General features: G+C 63.9%; 13 protein-coding genes. 11 read left to right on the top strand and 2 right to left on the bottom strand.

The genetic code is table 11. From position 1 onward, the window contains the following. Positions 1–109: 109 nt before the first annotated feature. From nirJ to DLM_RS13920, 3 genes are all read left to right on the top strand, one after another. A complete protein-coding gene (gene nirJ / locus DLM_RS13930; RefSeq protein WP_089084570.1) occupies positions 110–1,306 on the top strand; it encodes a heme d1 biosynthesis radical SAM protein NirJ in 1,197 nt (398 codons plus the stop codon). Then, positions 1,303–2,865 (top strand): cytochrome D1 domain-containing protein, encoded by a 1,563-nt coding sequence (locus DLM_RS13925; RefSeq protein ID WP_231959856.1) that lies wholly within the window; start codon positions 1,303–1,305, stop codon positions 2,863–2,865. Before nirJ ends, DLM_RS13925 begins: the two co-directional genes overlap by 4 nt. 171 nt (positions 2,866–3,036) lie before the next feature. Next, positions 3,037–3,714 carry a Crp/Fnr family transcriptional regulator gene (locus tag DLM_RS13920; RefSeq protein ID WP_089084568.1) on the top strand — a complete coding sequence of 226 codons (678 nt, stop codon included), beginning with the start codon at positions 3,037–3,039 and terminating at the stop codon, positions 3,712–3,714. A gap of 69 nt (positions 3,715–3,783) precedes the next feature. Here DLM_RS13920 and DLM_RS13915 read toward each other — a convergent pair whose 3' ends face one another. Next, complete coding sequence (locus DLM_RS13915; RefSeq protein WP_089084567.1) at positions 3,784–5,940, bottom strand: TonB-dependent siderophore receptor; 2,157 nt, start codon at positions 5,938–5,940, stop codon at positions 3,784–3,786. A gap of 415 nt (positions 5,941–6,355) precedes the next feature. On the opposite strand from DLM_RS13915, the gene DLM_RS13910 reads away from it, so the two are divergent. From DLM_RS13910 to DLM_RS13875, 8 genes are all read left to right on the top strand, one after another. Beyond that, positions 6,356–7,675, top strand: coding sequence for a lysine N(6)-hydroxylase/L-ornithine N(5)-oxygenase family protein (locus DLM_RS13910; RefSeq protein WP_089084566.1), 1,320 nt, complete (start codon positions 6,356–6,358; stop codon positions 7,673–7,675). A gap of 8 nt (positions 7,676–7,683) precedes the next feature. After that, positions 7,684–8,847, top strand: a complete 1,164-nt coding sequence (locus DLM_RS13905; protein WP_197715416.1) for an MFS transporter — start codon at positions 7,684–7,686, stop codon at positions 8,845–8,847. After that, on the top strand, positions 8,844–9,440 hold the full coding sequence (locus DLM_RS13900) for a GNAT family N-acetyltransferase (RefSeq protein ID WP_197715415.1): 597 nt from the start codon (positions 8,844–8,846) through the stop codon (positions 9,438–9,440). Before DLM_RS13905 ends, DLM_RS13900 begins: the two co-directional genes overlap by 4 nt. Before the next feature lie 61 nt (positions 9,441–9,501). Next, the gene (locus DLM_RS13895) at positions 9,502–11,313 is read left to right on the top strand and encodes an IucA/IucC family protein (RefSeq protein WP_089084563.1); all 1,812 of its coding nucleotides are present in this window, start codon (positions 9,502–9,504) and stop codon (positions 11,311–11,313) included. Next, positions 11,300–12,085, top strand: a complete 786-nt coding sequence (locus tag DLM_RS13890) for a siderophore ferric iron reductase (protein WP_089084562.1) — start codon at positions 11,300–11,302, stop codon at positions 12,083–12,085. The genes DLM_RS13895 and DLM_RS13890 overlap by 14 nt, the downstream gene beginning before the upstream one ends. Further along, positions 12,069–12,836, top strand: coding sequence for an ABC transporter ATP-binding protein (locus DLM_RS13885; protein ID WP_089084561.1), 768 nt, complete (start codon positions 12,069–12,071; stop codon positions 12,834–12,836). Before DLM_RS13890 ends, DLM_RS13885 begins: the two co-directional genes overlap by 17 nt. A 1-nt stretch (position 12,837) precedes the next feature. Beyond that, the gene (gene fhuB, locus DLM_RS13880) at positions 12,838–14,838 is read left to right on the top strand and encodes a Fe(3+)-hydroxamate ABC transporter permease FhuB (RefSeq protein WP_089084560.1); all 2,001 of its coding nucleotides are present in this window, start codon (positions 12,838–12,840) and stop codon (positions 14,836–14,838) included. Further along, the gene (locus DLM_RS13875; RefSeq protein WP_089084559.1) at positions 14,835–15,785 is read left to right on the top strand and encodes an iron-siderophore ABC transporter substrate-binding protein; all 951 of its coding nucleotides are present in this window, start codon (positions 14,835–14,837) and stop codon (positions 15,783–15,785) included. The genes fhuB and DLM_RS13875 overlap by 4 nt, the downstream gene beginning before the upstream one ends. Here the strand turns inward: DLM_RS13875 and moaA are convergent. Beyond that, entirely contained in the window at positions 15,763–16,737 is a 975-nt protein-coding gene (moaA, locus tag DLM_RS13870) for a GTP 3',8-cyclase MoaA (RefSeq protein WP_089084558.1), read from the bottom strand. The two genes, DLM_RS13875 and moaA, sit on opposite strands and share 23 nt — an antisense overlap. Between the last annotated feature and the right edge of the window lie 86 nt (positions 16,738–16,823).

Genomic DNA, 16,823 nt, shown 5'->3' with positions numbered 1-16,823 from the left:
TATTTTGTTACCCGCGCCTGGGGCTGTCTGCATCCCGTTGATACGGGTCAAGGAGCGCCGCCCGCATGTCCCCGCACACTGTCTGCCGTCACCATTGCCGGAGCCTTTCATGCTGCGCCTGACACCCTATCTGCAAAGCCTGCTGGACCCGGCAGCCGCCCCCGCCCGTCGTGGCAAACCCAGCGGCCCGGTGGTGATCTGGAACCTGATCCGCCGTTGCAATCTCACCTGCCAGCATTGTTACTCCACCTCGGCCAACAAGGATTTCCAGGGCGAGCTGAGTACGGCAGAAGCCTGTGCGGTGATGGACGATCTGCACGCCTTTGGCGTGCGGGTGCTGATTCTGTCCGGCGGCGAGCCGCTGCTGCGGCCGGACATTTTCGAACTGGCCGCCCGCGCCAAGGCCATGGGTTTTTATGTCGGCCTGTCCAGCAATGGCACGCTGATTGACGAGCGCAATATTGCCGCGCTGGCGGCGGTGGGCTTTGACTATGTCGGTGTCAGTCTGGATGGCATCGGAGCCACCCACGACCGCTTCCGCCGCCTGGCCGGTGGCTACGAGCTGGCCTTGCGCGGCATGCGGCTGGCGCGCGATGCCGGGCTGAAAGTGGGCCTGCGCTACACCATGACCGAAGACAATGCCGACGACTTGCCTGCGCTATTGCAGCTACTGGCAGTGGAAGACATCGACAAGTTTTATTTTTCCCATCTCAACTATGCCGGGCGCGGCAACAAGCACCGCGCCGACGACGCCCGCCAGCCACGCACCCGCTGGGCGATGGACTTGCTGATCGAGTCCTGCCTGCAGCACATCCGCGCTGGCAAGCCGCGTGATTTCGTTACCGGCAACAACGATGCCGATGCGGTGTACCTGCTGCACTGGGCTGCCCGTCATTACCCGGCACTGGCGGCGCAACTGCGCCAGCGCCTGCTGGCCTGGGGTGGCAACGCCAGCGGGGTGAACGTGGCCAATATCGACAATCTGGGCAATGTGCATCCGGACACCATGTGGTGGAAGGTGACGCTGGGCAATGTGCGCCAGCGGCCGTTTTCCGCCATCTGGCAGGATCTGTCCCACCCGCTGCTCTCTGGGCTGCGCCAGTCGCCACGGCCGGTGGAAGGGCGCTGCGCCGCCTGTCAGCATCTGGCCATCTGCAATGGCAATACCCGGGTGCGCGCCTGGGAGCTGACCGGCAATTTCTGGGCGGCGGACCCGGCCTGTTATCTGAGCGATGAAGAAGTGGGCGTGACCAGCGGCGTGCATGCGCTGGCACCGCTGACGCCATGGCAAAAGGAAACAGCATGATGAAACGCTGGCTGGTTTTGTTTGCCCTGACCCTCAGCCTGCCGCTGCAGGCTGCTCCCGCAGCGGACATCGATTCATCCGCCGCCGCCCAGTTATACGGCCAGCATTGCCAAAGCTGTCACGGGGCCGACCGCTTGGGCGGCATGGGCCCGGCCTTGCTGCCGGAAAGCCTGGAGCGGCTGAAACCCGCCGAAATCAGCCGCACCATCCGTCAGGGGCGCAGCGCCACCCAGATGGCCGGTTTTGCCAGCCAGCTGAGCGAGGAGCAGATCAGCCAGCTCACCGCCTATGTACAAAGTGCTCCGGCCACGCCGCCGCGCTGGAGCGAGGCCGACATGCGCGCCTCGCACCGCCAGCCGGTGGCGCTGTCCAGCCTGCCGGCCAAGCCGCAATACACGGCAAACCCGCTCAACCTGTTTGTGGTGGTGGAGGCGGGCGATCACCATGTCACGGTGCTGGATGGCGAGCGCTTTCGGCCCATCACCCGTTTTGCCAGCCACTATGCGGTGCATGGCGGGCCCAAGTTTTCCCCCGATGGCCGCTTTGTCTATTTTTCCAGCCGCGATGGCTGGGTGACCCAGTACGACCTGTACAGCCTGCAAGTGGTGGCGGATATCCGCGTGGGCTTGAACACGCGCAATATCGCGGTATCGGATGACGGCAACTGGATTCTGGCCGGCAACACCCTGCCGCAGACGCTGGTGCTGCTGGACGCCCACGGCCTGGCCCCGGTGAAAACCATTGCAGTGCGTGATGCCGCCGGTCATCCGTCGCGGGTGTCCGCCGTATACGAAGCCGCGCCGCGCCACAGCTTTGTGGTGGCGTTGAAAGATGTGCCGGAGCTGTGGGAAATCAGCTACGACCGCCACGCCGCGCCGGTTTACCCCGGCCTTGTGCATGACTACCAGATGGGCGAGGCGCTGGCGCAGCCGGGTTTTCTCACCCCACGGGTGACGCCGCTGTCCATGGTGCTGGATGATTTTTACTTCGACCCGTCTTATCAGCATGTGCTGGGTGCTTCGCGCAGCGGCCAGGCACAGGTGATCAGCCTGGATGCGCGCAGCAAGGTGGCGGACCTGCCGCTGGATGGCATGCCGCATCTGGGGTCCGGCATCAGCTTCGAGCGCGATGGCCACCGCATCATGGCCACGCCCAATCTCAAGGGCGGCCAGCTCAGTTTCGTCGACATGGATAGCTGGCAGTTGATCAAGCAAGTGCAACTGCCGGGGCCGGGTTTCTTCCTGCGCAGCCATGAAAACACGCCCTACGCCTGGGCCGATTCCATGATGAGCGCGCACAAGGACACGCTGTCCATCATCGACAAGCGCAGCCTCAGCGTGGTGCGCCAATTGGTGCTGCGGCCGGGCAAGACCACCGCCCACGTGGAGTTCACCCGCGATGGCCGCTATGCGCTGGTGTCGGTGATGGAAAATCCGGGCGAGCTGATTGTGGTGGATGCGCAAACCCTGCGCGAAGTGGCCGCGCTGCCCATGGCCAAGCCGATTGGCAAATACAATGTGTTCAACAAGGTAAACCGCTCGGAAGGCACCAGCCACTGAGTGCGGCACGGCGCAAGCGCGCTGGCGGCATGGCCCGGTGCGGCGTCAGCCTGCCGCCTACGCCGTTTGGCTTAGTGGGCTGATGCTTTATGCGCATGGCGATGTCCTGACTGGCGGCCTATAGTCGCCAGCATGACGGGAGCTTGCGCCCGGCTCGACTATGGAAAAGTCATGCAAACTGTCGATATTCCCTCGTTTTTGCGGCACCAGCCGCTGTTTCAGCAACTGTCGCCGGCGCAGATTGATGCGCTGGTGCCGTTTACCCATGAGGTACGCGGCAATAAGGGGCAGGTGATCTTCCAGAAGGGAGACCCTTGCGATGGCATGTTCCTGGTGGTGTATGGCCGGGTGAAACTGGCCATTTCCTCCTCGCAAGGCAGTGAAAAAGTGATGGAAATCATCCACCCCGGCCAGAGCTTTGCCGAGGCGGTGATGTTTCTGGGCAAGCCCTGCCCGGTGATGGCGCAGTTTCTGGAAGACGGTTTCCTGCTGAAAGTGGAAGCACAGGGCATCAATCAGGCCATTGAAAAAGACCCGGCCTTTGCCCGCCGTCTGCTGGCCGGGCTGTCGATGCGGCTGCATGGCCTGGTGCGCGATGTGGAGCGCTACACCATCGAAAGCTCGCTGCAGCGGGTGGTGGGTTATCTGCTGCAGAATGCCGAACTGGACGCCGCCATGCCGCTGGTGACGCTGCCGGTGAACAAGAACCTGATTGCCTCGCGGCTGAACCTGACGCCGGAAACCTTCTCGCGCATGCTGCATCAGCTCAGCGAGGCGGCGCTGATCGATGTCAATGGCCGCGACATCCGGCTGCTGGATGTCGAAGGGCTGCGCCACAGCGCCGACTAAGCGGCTCCGCCCGCGGTGACAAACAAAAAACGCCTGACTGTGTCAGGCGTTTTTCTTTGCCGGGCAGGCTTACCACTTGTAGCTGAGGGTGGCGCTGATATTGCGCTTCTCGCCGTAGTAGCAGGCATAGCTGCTGTAGCACGATGCCACGTAGGTCTTGTTGGCCAGGTTGTTGGCGTTGATCTGCAGCGTGCTGCCTTTGAGCGACGGGCTGAACTGGCCCAGTTGCAGCCGCAGGCGCAGGTCGTACAGCGTGACACCCGGAATGGTCAGGGTATTGGCGCTGTCGGCCCACATCCAGCCGGTATGGCGAATGCCGCCGCCCAGATTGATGCCGCTGTCAAAGGCATAGTCCAGCCAGGCGGTGGCCTTGTGTGCCGGTGCCAGATACGGCGTCTTGCCCTGATTGCTGCCTTCGGTCACTTCCATGTCGGTATAGGTGTAGCCCGCCAGCAGCGACAGGCGCTGGCTCAGCCTGGCATTGGCTTCCAGTTCCACGCCGCGCGAGCGGACCTTGCCGATAGGATCGTATTTGAAGGTGGTGGCGTTGTATTGGGCGACATTGCTTTGGCGCAAGTCGTAGATGGCCGCCGAAAGCTGGATGTCGCTGTTGGGCTGGTAGCGGATGCCGACTTCGCTTTGCTTGCTTTGCATCGGTTTGAGCACATTGCCATTGGTATCGGTGGCATAGGCCTGGCTTGGGTCAAAGCCTTCGCTATAGCTCAGGTAGGGGCTCAGGCCATTGGCCGCCTGGTAGACCAGCCCCAGCCGACCGGTGGTTTTGCCGCCATCCCAGCTATTGCTCACGCCGGTGCTGGTATTGGTTTCCGATACCTTGGCCTGATCGTGGCGCAGGCCGGCGGTCAGTTTCCAGTTGTCCAGCGCCATCTGGTCTTGCAGGTAGACACCGGTCTGATCGCGCTTGCGGTCGAAGTATTTGTAGGACAGCGGGTGGCTGCTGTCGTCATAGACGGTGTTGAAGGGGTTGATGGTGGTGCCGGTGTAGGTATAGGAGTTGTCGCCCTTGTTGCGGCTGGTCTGGTAGTCCAGTCCGGCCAGCACGGTGTGCTTGAGTCCCAGCGCACTGAAGCGGGCTTCCAGGTTGTTGTCGATGATGTGGGCGGTGGAGCGCTCGCTGGAGCGGGCATAGGTGCGGTTGAGCAGGTCGGAGCTGTCCGACACCCAGCCCACGTCGGAGTACTGGCTCAGGTCGGTCTTGCTCAGTTGCAGGCGGTATTGCTGGCGGAAGGTCAGCGCGTCGTTGATGCGGTGTTCCAGCTGATAGCCAAAGTATTGCTGTTCGCGGCTCATGCCGTCGCCACTGGAGCCTTCGTTGAAGTCGGTGGAGATGGTTTTGCCGTTATGCGGTACCACGGTGCCGTAGTAGGGCAGGGTGCCGTGGTAGCCGGTGCTGGGGTCTTTCTGCAAATAGGCTTGCAGCAGCAGATTGGTACTGTCGCTGATTTTCCAGTTGAGCGAGGGGGCCAGCACATAGCGTTCGGTGCTGGCACCGTTTTGCTGCTGGTCGGCGGCGCTGCCCTTGGCCACCAGGCGGTAGGACAGATCATCGCGCCCGGCCACGGCACCGCCAAAGTCCAGCCCCAGGCTGCGTTGCTGGTGGTTGCCCACGGTCAGCGACAGCTCATGGTAGTCCGATTGCAGCGGGCGTTTGCTGGTGATGGCCACCACGCCGCCGGGTGAGGCCTGGCCATAGCTGGCGGAAGCCGGTCCGCGCACTACGTCCAGTCTTTCCACCACGTAGGGGTCAATCTGCAGGGTGTTATAGCCATCCGGGTCGCCAAACAGGCGCAGGCCATCCAGAAATTCATTGGAGGTGGGGTGATCGCTGAAACCACGCAACACAATGTAGTCATAGCGGGTGGTGGAGCCCACCGCGCCGGTAAATACCCCCGGTGTGTAATTGAGTGCTTCGCTGATGGTGCGGGCTTGCTGATCCTCGATTTGCTGGCGGGTGACCACCGATACCGCCTGTGGGATGTCCTGCAGCGGGGTATCGGTTTTACTGGCGCTCTTGCTGCTGCCCACCTGATAGCCCTGTGTCGGTGCCAGCGCATCATTGCGCTGATCGGCGCTGACTTTCACCGTTTCCAGGGTGGTGCTGTCCGTGGCGGCATAGGCCTGTTGCACGGCCAGTGCCAGGCTGGCCATGCACACTGCATGACCCAGTGCCAGGCCGGAGAATGGTTGCTTGTTGCTGCTGTTCATCACTATTTCCTTGATGGGTGACTGATACCACTTCCCGTAGCCGACCCCCTGCCGGCGTGTGGTGTGGGAAGCGCTCGACCATGCCTGTGGCGTGGAGCAGGCATGGTGTCGATGCAACAATGCTATTGATAATTATTATCATTCGCAATAGTATTGTGAATATTCTGATTGCAGGAGTGGCATTCATGGGAATGAGCGGTATGCAACAAGCTGGGTGGCAGGCTTCCTGTAAGCCCGTGGCGGGGGTGTAAGCGCTCGCCGCGACTGCCTTGTCCGCAGGGCAAGCCCATGGTGGCCAGCCCTGACCGGACCTCCCACTCACTGGCCCGGCCAGTACTAGGAGCAATCAAAACATGAAGCACAATCTAGTCCCGCAACCCGCCAATCCCGCCTTGACTGCAACAAGGGGGGCGCAATGAACAACAAGATCCATGACTTTGTTGCCATTGGCATCGGCCCTTTCAACCTGGGCCTGGCCTGCCTGACCCAGCCGCTGGACGGGCTGGATGGTGTGTTTCTCGATCAGGCCAGCGGTTTTGACTGGCATCCCGGCATGCTGCTGGAAAATGCCACGCTGCAAACGCCGTTTCTGGCCGACCTGGTGACGCTGGCCGACCCCACCAGCCGTTTCAGCTTCCTGAACTACCTCAAGCAAAGCGGGCGGATTTACGCCTTTTACATCCGCGAAGACTTTTTCATGCTGCGCCAGGAGTACAACCAGTACTGCCAGTGGGTGTGCGCGCAACTGGAGAGCCTGCGCTGGCAGCGCCGGGTGGAGCGGGTGGAGTACGACGAAATCAATCACCTCTACCAGGTGCATTGCCACAACCTGGCCACCGGCGAGGCCGAGCTATACCGTGGCCGCCATCTGGTATTGGGTACCGGCACCGTGCCGCTGTGGCCGGCGTGCTGCCAGTCGGTACAGCAGCAGGCCAGCCACTCCGCCAGCTATCTGGCGGACAAGGCCGCCTTGCAGCGCCAGCCTTCCATCACCGTCGTGGGCAGCGGGCAAAGCGCGGCAGAGATTTATTACGACCTGCTGCAAGACATCGACCGTTACGGCTACCAGTTGAACTGGCTCACCCGCTCGCCGCGTTTCTTCCCGCTGGAATACACCAAGCTCACGCTGGAGCTGACGTCGCCGGAATATGTGGATTACTTCCACCAGTTGCCGCTGCCGCAGCGCGACCAGTTGTTGCAGCAGCAAAAAGGCTTGTTCAAGGGCATCAATGCCAGCCTGATCAACGACATTCACGAACTGTTGTACCGCAAGCACCTGAACGGCACGCCCAGCACCCTGCTGCTGGCCAATACCGTGCTTACCGCTTGCCGGCATGACAAGGCCAGCGGGCGCTTCGTGCTCAGCTTGCAGCAGCAGGAACAACAGCAGGACTTCCAGCTGGAAACCGCCGCTCTGGTGCTGGCCACCGGTTATGGCTACCGCCAGCCAGACTTCCTGGCACCGATTGCCGGGCGCATCCAGCGTGATGCCCGTGGCCGCTTTGCCGTAGCGCGCGATTACAGCATCGATGCCGACCACCGCCTGTTTGTGCAAAACGCCGAACTGCACACCCACGGCTTGTCGTCGCCCGACCTTGGCATGGCGTGCTATCGCAATGCCCGGCTGATTCGCAGCATGACCGGGGTTGCCCACTATCCGGTGGAGCAGCGCATTGCCTTCCAGCAATTCACCGTGCCGCAGTCACAGCCCGCGCCAGAGCGCCTGAGCGCATGAGGCGGGTATTGCTGACCCTGACCAGCCTGGCGGTGGTGGGCGATGCGGTATTGCTGCCGTTTTATCCCCAGTACTTTGCCAGCCGCTTCGGGGTGAACGATGCCAGTCTGGTGGGCAATTACCTGGCCGCCATGTGCCTGGTGGTGATGCTGGCGCTGCCCGCCTGGGCGGCACTGGCACGGCGGGTGGCCTTGCTGCGGCTACTGCCTGTCACCCAGTTGGCAGCAGCCTTGCTATGCCTGTGCAGCGCCTTCAGCAACAGCATGGCGGTCTTCTGGCTGGCATCGCTGAGCATGGTGGCGTGCAAGGCCAGCTATCTGCTGATCTACCCGCTGCTGATGAGCCAGACCCCACGGCAACAGCATGGCAGCCTGATCGGCCTGCTGTCGGTGATTGTCCACTTTGGTGGCATCGGCGGCGCCTTGCTGGGCGGTGCCTTGCTGGGCCTGTTGCCACCGGGGGATATCTTCTTGCTGATGGCGCTGGCAGACCTGCTGCAGATGGCCCTGTGCCTGTGGCTGCGCTGGCATCCGCATGTGTCATCTGCGGTTGCGGAGGCCGAGCAGGAGCAGGCAGCCAGCCCGCAGGCGGCAGGTGCTGCGCTGTGGCGGCTGGGACTGCTGATGTTGTTGTTCTACTGCAGTGCCTATCTGGTGCGCGGCTTCTTTGCCCTGTACTGGCAGCAGCAAAGCGGTATCGACAACAGCCTGCTGGCTGCGGCGGTGTTTGCCCTGCCTGCCGCCATGGCCTTGCTGGGTTTGTGGCATGCGCGGCGGCGTTCGCAGCGTGGCCTGACGGCAACTGCTGGCCTGCGCCACCTGTGGTGGCTGGGGGCGGCCGGTCTGCTGTTGCAGGCCCAGCCCTGGCTGCCACTGCTATTGCTGGGGCGCTGCCTGTTTGGCTGGGCGCTGTTCCAGTTGACGGTGTGGCTGGACCTGCAATTGTTCCGCCACAGCAGCCCGGCACGCTATGCCCGTGACTACAGCCGCATCAGCCTGTGCCAGAACCTGGGCGTGTTGCTGTCCTCTTCCGCTGCCGGTGTGCTGGTGGCAGGCCATGGCTTGCTGGCCCCGTTTGTCGCTGCGGCGCTGGGGCTGCTGCTGTGCTGGCTGTTATCCCCTGTATTGCTGCGGGAACCTGCCCCGGCGCTTTCCCAAGGAGTTTGCCCATGACGGCGCGTTTACCTTTGTTCACCCGTCAGGTGGAGGGTTTTGGCTGCTTTCGCCTGCATGCCTTGCGCATTCCCGAGGACATCCCCTTGCTGCATGACTGGGTGCAGCGTGATTACGCCCGCTACTGGGGCATGCAGGGGCATGACTTGGCGGCGGTCACTGCCGCCTATGCCAGCTTGCAGGCCAGTGGCCATGCCCAGGCCTGGCTGGCCTGGCTGGATGATGCACCGGCTTTCCTGATGGAGCGCTACGACCCGGCCCATGACGAACTGGGCCGCCATTACCCGGTGCAGCCCGGCGATATCGGCATGCATTTGCTGCTGGCTCCGCCAGCGCAGCCGCGCAGCGGTTTTAGCCGGGTGGCGATGGATACGGTGCTGGCGGCCCTGTTTGCCGAGCCATCCGTCCGCCGCGTCGTGGTGGAGCCGGATGTGCGCAACGACAAGATCCACCAGCTCAACCGCTATGCCGGCTTTGTCTATCACGGCGAGATCGCGCTGCCGCACAAGCGCGCCGCGCTGGCCTTCTGCACGCGGGCGCAGTTTGACGCCCATCTGCAAGCCATCGCCGGCCAGGCCGCGTGTGTACTCTGACAACATTTACCCTGCCGGGGCAGCCGCTGTCAGGCAGCCACGCCCTGGTGCAAGGAACACCATGCAAAACGTCAATCATCAACATCCGCAACAACTGGTTTCCCATCTGCAGCCGGCCATCTGGGCCAAGGTCAACCGCCTGCTGCTGCGCAAGGCCATTGCCGAGTTCTCGCACGAACTGTTGCTGACACCAGAACTGCAGCAACAAGAGGACGGCTGGGGCGAATACCGCCTGCCCATTCCGGATGGCAGCGGCGCATACACTTTCCGCGCTCGTGTGCTGGCGCTGGAGCACTGGCTGATCGACCCGGCATCCATCCAGCGCACCGTGCGGGGGGCCGACGCCGAGCTGGACGCGCTGGCCTTCATCATCGAATTCAAGGCGGTGCTGGGCATTGGCGACGACATGATGCCGGTGTACCTGGAGGAAATCAGCAGCACCCTGTATGGCAGTGCCTACAAGCATGCCCGTGGCGGACTGAGTGCCGAGGAGCTGACCCGGGCGGATTTCCAGTCGGTGGAAACCTCGATGATGGAAGGGCATCCGGGCTTTGTCGCCAATAATGGCCGTATCGGCTTTGATGCGGTGGACTACCTGCGCCATGCGCCGGAAGCCGCGGCACCGCAGCGCCTGATCTGGCTGGCGGTACACAAGGCACGCGCCACCTTCTCGTGCGCGGCCGATCTGGACTACCAGCGCCTGCTGCAAGAAGAGCTGGGCAGCGAGATACTGGCCGGTTTTGCCCGCCAACTGGCCGCGCAGCAACTGGACATGGACGACTACCTGCTGATGCCGGCCCACCCTTGGCAGTGGTTCAACAAGCTGGCCATTTCCTTTGCGCCGGAAGTGGCACAGCGCCATATCGTCTGCCTGGGTTATGGCGAGGATGCCTATCTGGCGCAGCAGTCCATCCGCACCTTCTATAACATCAGCCAGCCGCAGCGCCGCTATGTGAAAACCGCGCTGTCCATTCTCAATATGGGCTTCATGCGCGGGCTGTCGCCGTATTACATGCTGGCCACCCCGGCCATCAACGACTGGATCCGCCAACTGGTGGATAGCGATGCCTACCTGCGCCAGCAAGGCTTTGCCATTTTGCGCGAAGTGGCCTCCATCGGTTTTCGCAATCCCTATTTCGACAGCGGCATCAGCAAGGACTCGCCGTACAAGAAAATGTTGTCGGCACTGTGGCGTGAAAGCCCCGCGTCCTTGCTGGCACCGGGCAAGCGGCTGATGACCATGGCCGCGCTGCTGCATATCGATGCGGCCGGGGAATCCTTGCTGGCCGCGCTGATCAGGAGTTCCGGCCTGGATGCGCGCAACTGGGTGGCGCGCTATCTGCAAGCCTATCTGGCACCGCTGCTGCATTGCTTCTATGCCCACGAGCTGGTGTTCATGCCGCACGGGGAAAACCTCATCCTGCAGCTGGAAAACAATATCCCGCAGCGCGCCATCATGAAGGACATCGCGGAGGAAGCCGCCATCCTGAACCCGGACGCCGCCCTGCCGCCGGCAGTGGCGCGGCTGGCGGTGAAGGTGCCGGAGCACATGAAGCTGCTGGCCTTGTTCACCGATGTGTTCGACGGCTTCTTCCGCTACCTGTCCGCCATTCTGGATGAGCATTGCGGCCTGCCGGAGCAAGCGTTCTGGCAGGAGGTAGGCCAGTGCGTGCGCACTTACCAGGCGCAATTCCCGCAACTGGCCGAGCGCTTTGCCCGCTACGACCTGTTCATGCCGGAGTTTGACCGCTCATGCCTCAACCGGCTGCAACTGGGCAATAACCAGCAAATGCTGGATCTGGCCAACCCGGCCGGCAACCTCAAGTTTGCCGGCACCTTGCGCAATCCTCTGGCTAATCATGTGGCCGACTGATCGGGCCGCAGGCAGCACTCTGCCGCTGGGCCGCTTGCTGCCGCTGCTGGCCCGGGCGCTGCCCGGGCTGGAGGGCCGGGTCGGGCCGCCCGCGCCGGATGAGTTTGCCATCAGCACGGCCAGTGCTGCCATCAGCCAACTGCTGCAGCACCTGCGCCAGCAGCATCCGGAAGCCGGCCCGCATTACTGGGGCTGCCGCAGTTGGAGCCTGCTGCTGTGGCAGCCCGCCTATGCCACGGTGCTGGCGGTGGAGCTGGCGGCAGTGCTGCCGGATTTCAGCGCCATGCAGCAGCGCTTGCTGCCCGGCATGGTGGCCGGTTTCAGCCTGCCAGAGCAAATGCTGCAGCCTGCCGCTATAGCCAGCCTGCGCCAGCAGGCCGCGCGGCAACTGACGGAGATGGCCGACTGCCTGCATGCCCAGCTTAACGCCCAGCAGTCATTGCACCCCAAGCTGGCAGGCCGCTTATTGGCCGATTGTGTGGCCGCCGCCTTGCTGCGGGTGCAGCAGCAGCGCCCGGCGCTGGATAACGCCACCGTGACCGACTGGTGTGGGCAGTGGCTGGATGCAATGCAACTGCCGCAGGCCAGCGGGCTGTGGCCGGTGGCGCTGGAGCAGGGCGGCGAGCGGCTGGCACTGGAGCGGCGTGCCTGCTGCCAGCATTTTCGCCGCTGTGACGGGACACTGTGCAGTACGTGTCCGAAATTGAAACCGGCAGCGCGCATTGCGCTGCTCAAACAGGAGTGGGCACAACAAGATGTTGAGCTTGCATGATATCCAGGTGCGGCGTCAGGGGCGCTGCCTGTTGCAGTTACCAGCCTTGCAGCTGGATGGGACGGCATTCACCGTCATTCTGGGGCATAACGGCTCCGGTAAATCCACCTTGATGAATGTGTTGGCGCGCCAGTTGCAGCCCGATCAGGGGCAGGTGCTGCTCAATGGCGCACCCAGCGCCCGCCTGTCCGCCCGCCAGTTTGCCCGCCAGGTGGCGTACTTGCCGCAGCGGCTGCCGGACGCAGCCGGGCTGACGGTGGCCGAACTGGTGGCGCTGGGACGTTATCCCTGGTGCGGGGTGTTTGGCCGCTGGCGGGAGCAGGATAGCGCCGTGGTGGCGCAGGCGATGGCCGATGCCGACGTCAGCCAGTATGCGGCGCGGGCGGCGGACAGCCTGTCCGGCGGTGAGCGCCAGCGGGTCTGGATTGCCATGTTGCTGGCCCAGCAATCGCCGCTGCTGCTGCTGGATGAGCCCACCTCGGCGCTGGATCTGGCCCATCAATACGAAATGATGGGCCTGCTGCGCCGTTTGAACCAGCAGACCGGACGTGGCGTGGTGGTGGTGCTGCATGATCTGAACCTGGCCGCCCGCTTTGCCGACCGCATCATCGCCTTGCAGCGTGGTGCCTTGTATTTTGACGGCAGTCCGCTGGAATTATTGCATTCGCCGCGGCTGTCCGGCCTGTACGGCATAGAAATCCGCGTGCTGGAGCAGGCCGGGCAGGCCTGTCCGGTGGCGGTGGTGGCCTGAGATGGAACATGTGATTGCCAAGCCCGGCCTGGGGGCCGGGGCGCATGCCCATCTGCGCTGGATATTGCCGGTGCTCTGCCTGCTGGCTGGCTTGCACCTGTGGCTTAACGGTGGCATGCCGCCTGCCGGGCCGTGGTGGCAGCAGCAGGACATTGCCAGCCTGCAGTTTTATTACGCCAGCCTGCCGCGCATGGTGATGGCGCTGCTGGCCGGGGCCGCCTTGGGTTTGTCTGGCAGCGTGCTGCAACAACTCAGCGGCAATCGGCTGGTGTCTCCGATGACGCTGGGCATTTCATCGGGTGCCTGGCTGGGTGTGGTGCTGGCCGCCGTGGTGCTGCCCGACAATCCGTCCTTGAGCAGCGGCTGGCCGGCCTTGCTGGGTGCCATGCTGGCACTGGGGCTGGTCTTGCTGCTGGCAGGGCCGCGCGGGCTGAACGGCTTGCCGCTGGTGCTGGCCGGCATGGCGGTGAATCTGCTGCTGGGCGGCATGGCCACCATGCTGGTGTTATTGCACGACCAGTACGCCAGCAATCTGTTTGTCTGGGGTGCCGGCGATCTGGCGCAGATTGATTGGCAATGGGCGCAGTGGCTGTGGCCGCGCCTGCTTCCGGCTGCCTTGCTGTTCTGGCTGGCTCCGCGTCCGCTGGCCATGCTGTCGCTGGGCGTGGCTGCTGCGCGTGGCCGTGGACTGGCGCTGGGCACCATTCTGCTGCTATTGCTGGCGGCATTGTGGCTTAGCGCGGCGACGGTGACGGCGGTGGGGCTGATCGGTTTCATCGGCCTGCTGGCCCCCAATCTGGCCCAGTTGCTGGGCGCGCGCCGTCCGCTGGCGCAACTGGCCTATAGTGCGCTGCTGGGCGCGGGCTGTTTGCTGGGCAGCGATTGTCTGGCACTGGCCATTGGCCATTGGGCCGGCAGCAGCCTGCCCAGCGGCGCGGTGACTGCCTTGCTGGGCGGGCCGCTGCTGCTGTGGCTGGTGCGGCGCAGCCTGAGCACGGCCCAGCAAGCGGCCGTGCTGCACATGGCCGGCGGTCAGCGCCGTTGGCGTACCGGCGATTGGCTGCTGCTGTTGCTGGCCTTGCTGGGCTTGGGCTGGCTGAGCATCGCGCTGGCCCCCGGCCCCGATGGTTGGCAATGGGGTTGGCCGGATGCCTTGTTATGGTCGCTGCGCTGGCCGCGCAGCCTGGTGGCCCTGAGTGCCGGGGCGGGCCTGGCGCTGGCTGGCGTGCTATTGCAGCGGCTGCTGCGTAATCCGCTGGCCAGCCCCGATCTGCTGGGTCTGTCGGCTGGCTCCACCCTGTGCATGCTGCTGGTGGCGGGCTGGCTGGGACGGCCCTTGCAGCAGGACGCTACCATGCTGGCGCTGCTGGGAGCCTTGCTGGTGCTGGCCGGTTTGCTATGGCTGGGCCGTCGCCACCAGTATGCGCCGGGCATGATGGCGCTCAGCGGCATCGCCCTGGCCGCCATGCTGGATGCCATGTTGCAAACAGTGCTGGCCAAGGGCACGCCGGACGGCCTGGCGGTATTGGCCTGGTTGTCCGGTTCCAGTTACCGGGTGACACCGGCGCAGGCGGTGTGGCTCAGCCTGACGGTGCTGTTGTTGGCGCTGGCGGCGCTGGCCTGCCAGCGGGTGTTGACCCTGCTCAGCCTGGGCGATGGCCTGGCGCAAGGCCGTGGCCTGCATCTGAGCGCCGCCCGGCTGCTGCTGTTGCTGCTGGTGGCGCTATTGACGGCGGCAGTCACCTCGGTACTGGGGCCGGTGGCGTTTCTGGGCCTGCTGGCACCACATATTGCCAGCATGCTGGGCGCACGGCGGGCGGCAAACCAACTGGTGGTGGCTGCCTTGCTGGGGGCCGGCTTGCTATTGCTGGCCGACTGGTTGGGACGGGTGGTGATTTATCCGCGGCAATTGCCGCTGGGCATGTTGGCATCGGTATTGTGCGGTTGTTATTTCATGCTGCTGCTGGGGTGGCAAGGCCTGCGGCGGGGAGGTGGGCAATGAGGCTTTACTGGCTTGGTGTCCTGCTGTGCTGGGCGGTGCTGGGCTGCGCCTTTGCCGGCGGAATTGACGAACTGGCTGCTGCCCGCGCCCAGCCTGCGGCCAAGCGGATTGTGGCGCTCAGCTGGGAGGCGGCAGAAAACCTGCTGGAGCTGGGGATCACCCCGCTGGCGGTGGCGGATGCCGACGATTACCGGCGCTGGGTGGCGCAGCCCTTGTTGCCGGGCAGGGTGCTGTCCGCAGGCAGCCGACTGGAGCCGAATCTGGAATTGCTGGCCAGCCTGAAGCCCGATCTGATTCTGAGCAGTCCGGTGCTGGGTGCCTTGCGCCCACGGCTGCAAGCCATTGCGCCGGTGCTGACCATCGATGCTTTCCGCCAGGACGAGGACCATGCCCAGGCGGCCGAAGCGATTTTCCTGCAACTGGGCCGGGTGTTGGGCCGCCAGCCGCAGGCTAGAGCCAGGCTGGGCCAACTGGCACAGGGCTTTGCGCAATTGCGTGCCCAATTGCAGGCACATGGTGCCCGGCGTCTGCCGCGGGTGCAGGTGATCCGTTTTGCCAATGCCTCCAGCGTGTATGTGTATGGCAGCAATGCCATGCCGGTGCTGGCCTTGCGTCGGCTGGGGCTCAATACCACCGGCACGCCGGCCGCTTCGGTATGGGGAATCCGCCAGCAGAGGGTGGTGGATATGGCCGCCTGGCAGGACGAGGTGGTGCTGTATCAGCAGCCGTTTGCTGAAGCCGGGCGGCTGTTTGTCAGCCCGCTGTGGCAGGGCATGCCCTTTGTCCGGCAGCAGCGGCTGGCTGCGGTGGCTCCGGCCTGGAGTTATGGCGGGGTGGGTTCCTTGTATTACCTGGCCCAGCGCATGACGGCAGCCTTATTGCAGTTGCCGCTGCTGGCTGACAAGCCGGTGGCGGCAAACCGGCCTAGCCTCCGGTCATCGACATGAAGCGCACCACCTGTTGTGGCTGCTGGATGAATTCGTGTTTTTCCGGTTTCAGTTCGATGGCGGAGCGAATGGCGGCTTCCAGTTCGGCGTCGCTGCAACCGGCACGCAATAGCGGGCGCAGTTCCAGTTGCTCTTCCTGGCCCAGGCACATATAGAGCGTGCCATCCACCGATAGACGCACCCGGTTGCAAGTGGCGCAGAAGTGCTGCGACAGCGGGGTGATCAGGCCCAGGGTAAAGCTGGCATCGGCATTCTGCCAGTAGCGGGCCGGGCCGCCACCCAGGCTGCGGCTACTGGCAATCAGGCCATGCTGGCGCGTCAGCTTGTCCAGCAACTGGCTCAGGTCCAGGCCCTGTGCCTGCTGGCCGGTGCTGCCCATCGGCATGGCCTCGATCAGGCGCAGCACAAAACCCTGCTGCATGCAGTAGGCCAGCATGGATTCGATATCGCCATCATTCACCCCGGCCAGCGGCACCATATTGATCTTGATATTGGCAAAGCCTGCCGCTTTGGCGGCGGCCAGCCCTGAGAGCACCTTGTCCAGGCTGTCGCTGCCGCTGATGCTGGCCACGCAGTCGCGGCGCAGCGAATCCAGGCTGATATTAAGCCGGTGCAGACCGGCGCTTCTGAGTGCTACCGCCTGTGCCGCCAACTGCGTGCCATTGCTGGTGAGCGACAGGTCTTCCACGCCGGGCAGGGCTGCCAGCGCGCCCACCAGTTGCGGCAAGTCACGCCGCAGCAGCGGCTCGCCACCGGTCAGGCGGAAGCGCCGCGTGCCCAGGCGGGCAAAGGCGGCCACCACGCGCTGTATTTCGTCAAAGCGCAGCCAGTTGGCCGGTTCCTCGAAGCCCTTGAAGCCTTTGGGAATGCAGTAGCTGCAACGCAGGTCGCAGCGGTCGGTGACGGATACCCGCAGATAGTCGATGGTTCTGCCAAAACGGTCGGACAGCATGGCTGGCACCAGAAGGGGACAATGACTGCCAGTGTACGCTGCCGACGCGGCCTTGCCAGTTGGCCAGTGGTGGGCATACGCCTAGG

This window comes from Aquitalea magnusonii, from assembly GCF_002217795.2.
GTDB lineage: Bacteria > Pseudomonadota > Gammaproteobacteria > Burkholderiales > Chromobacteriaceae > Aquitalea > Aquitalea magnusonii_B.
This window is presented reverse-complemented; position numbering and strand designations above follow the sequence as displayed.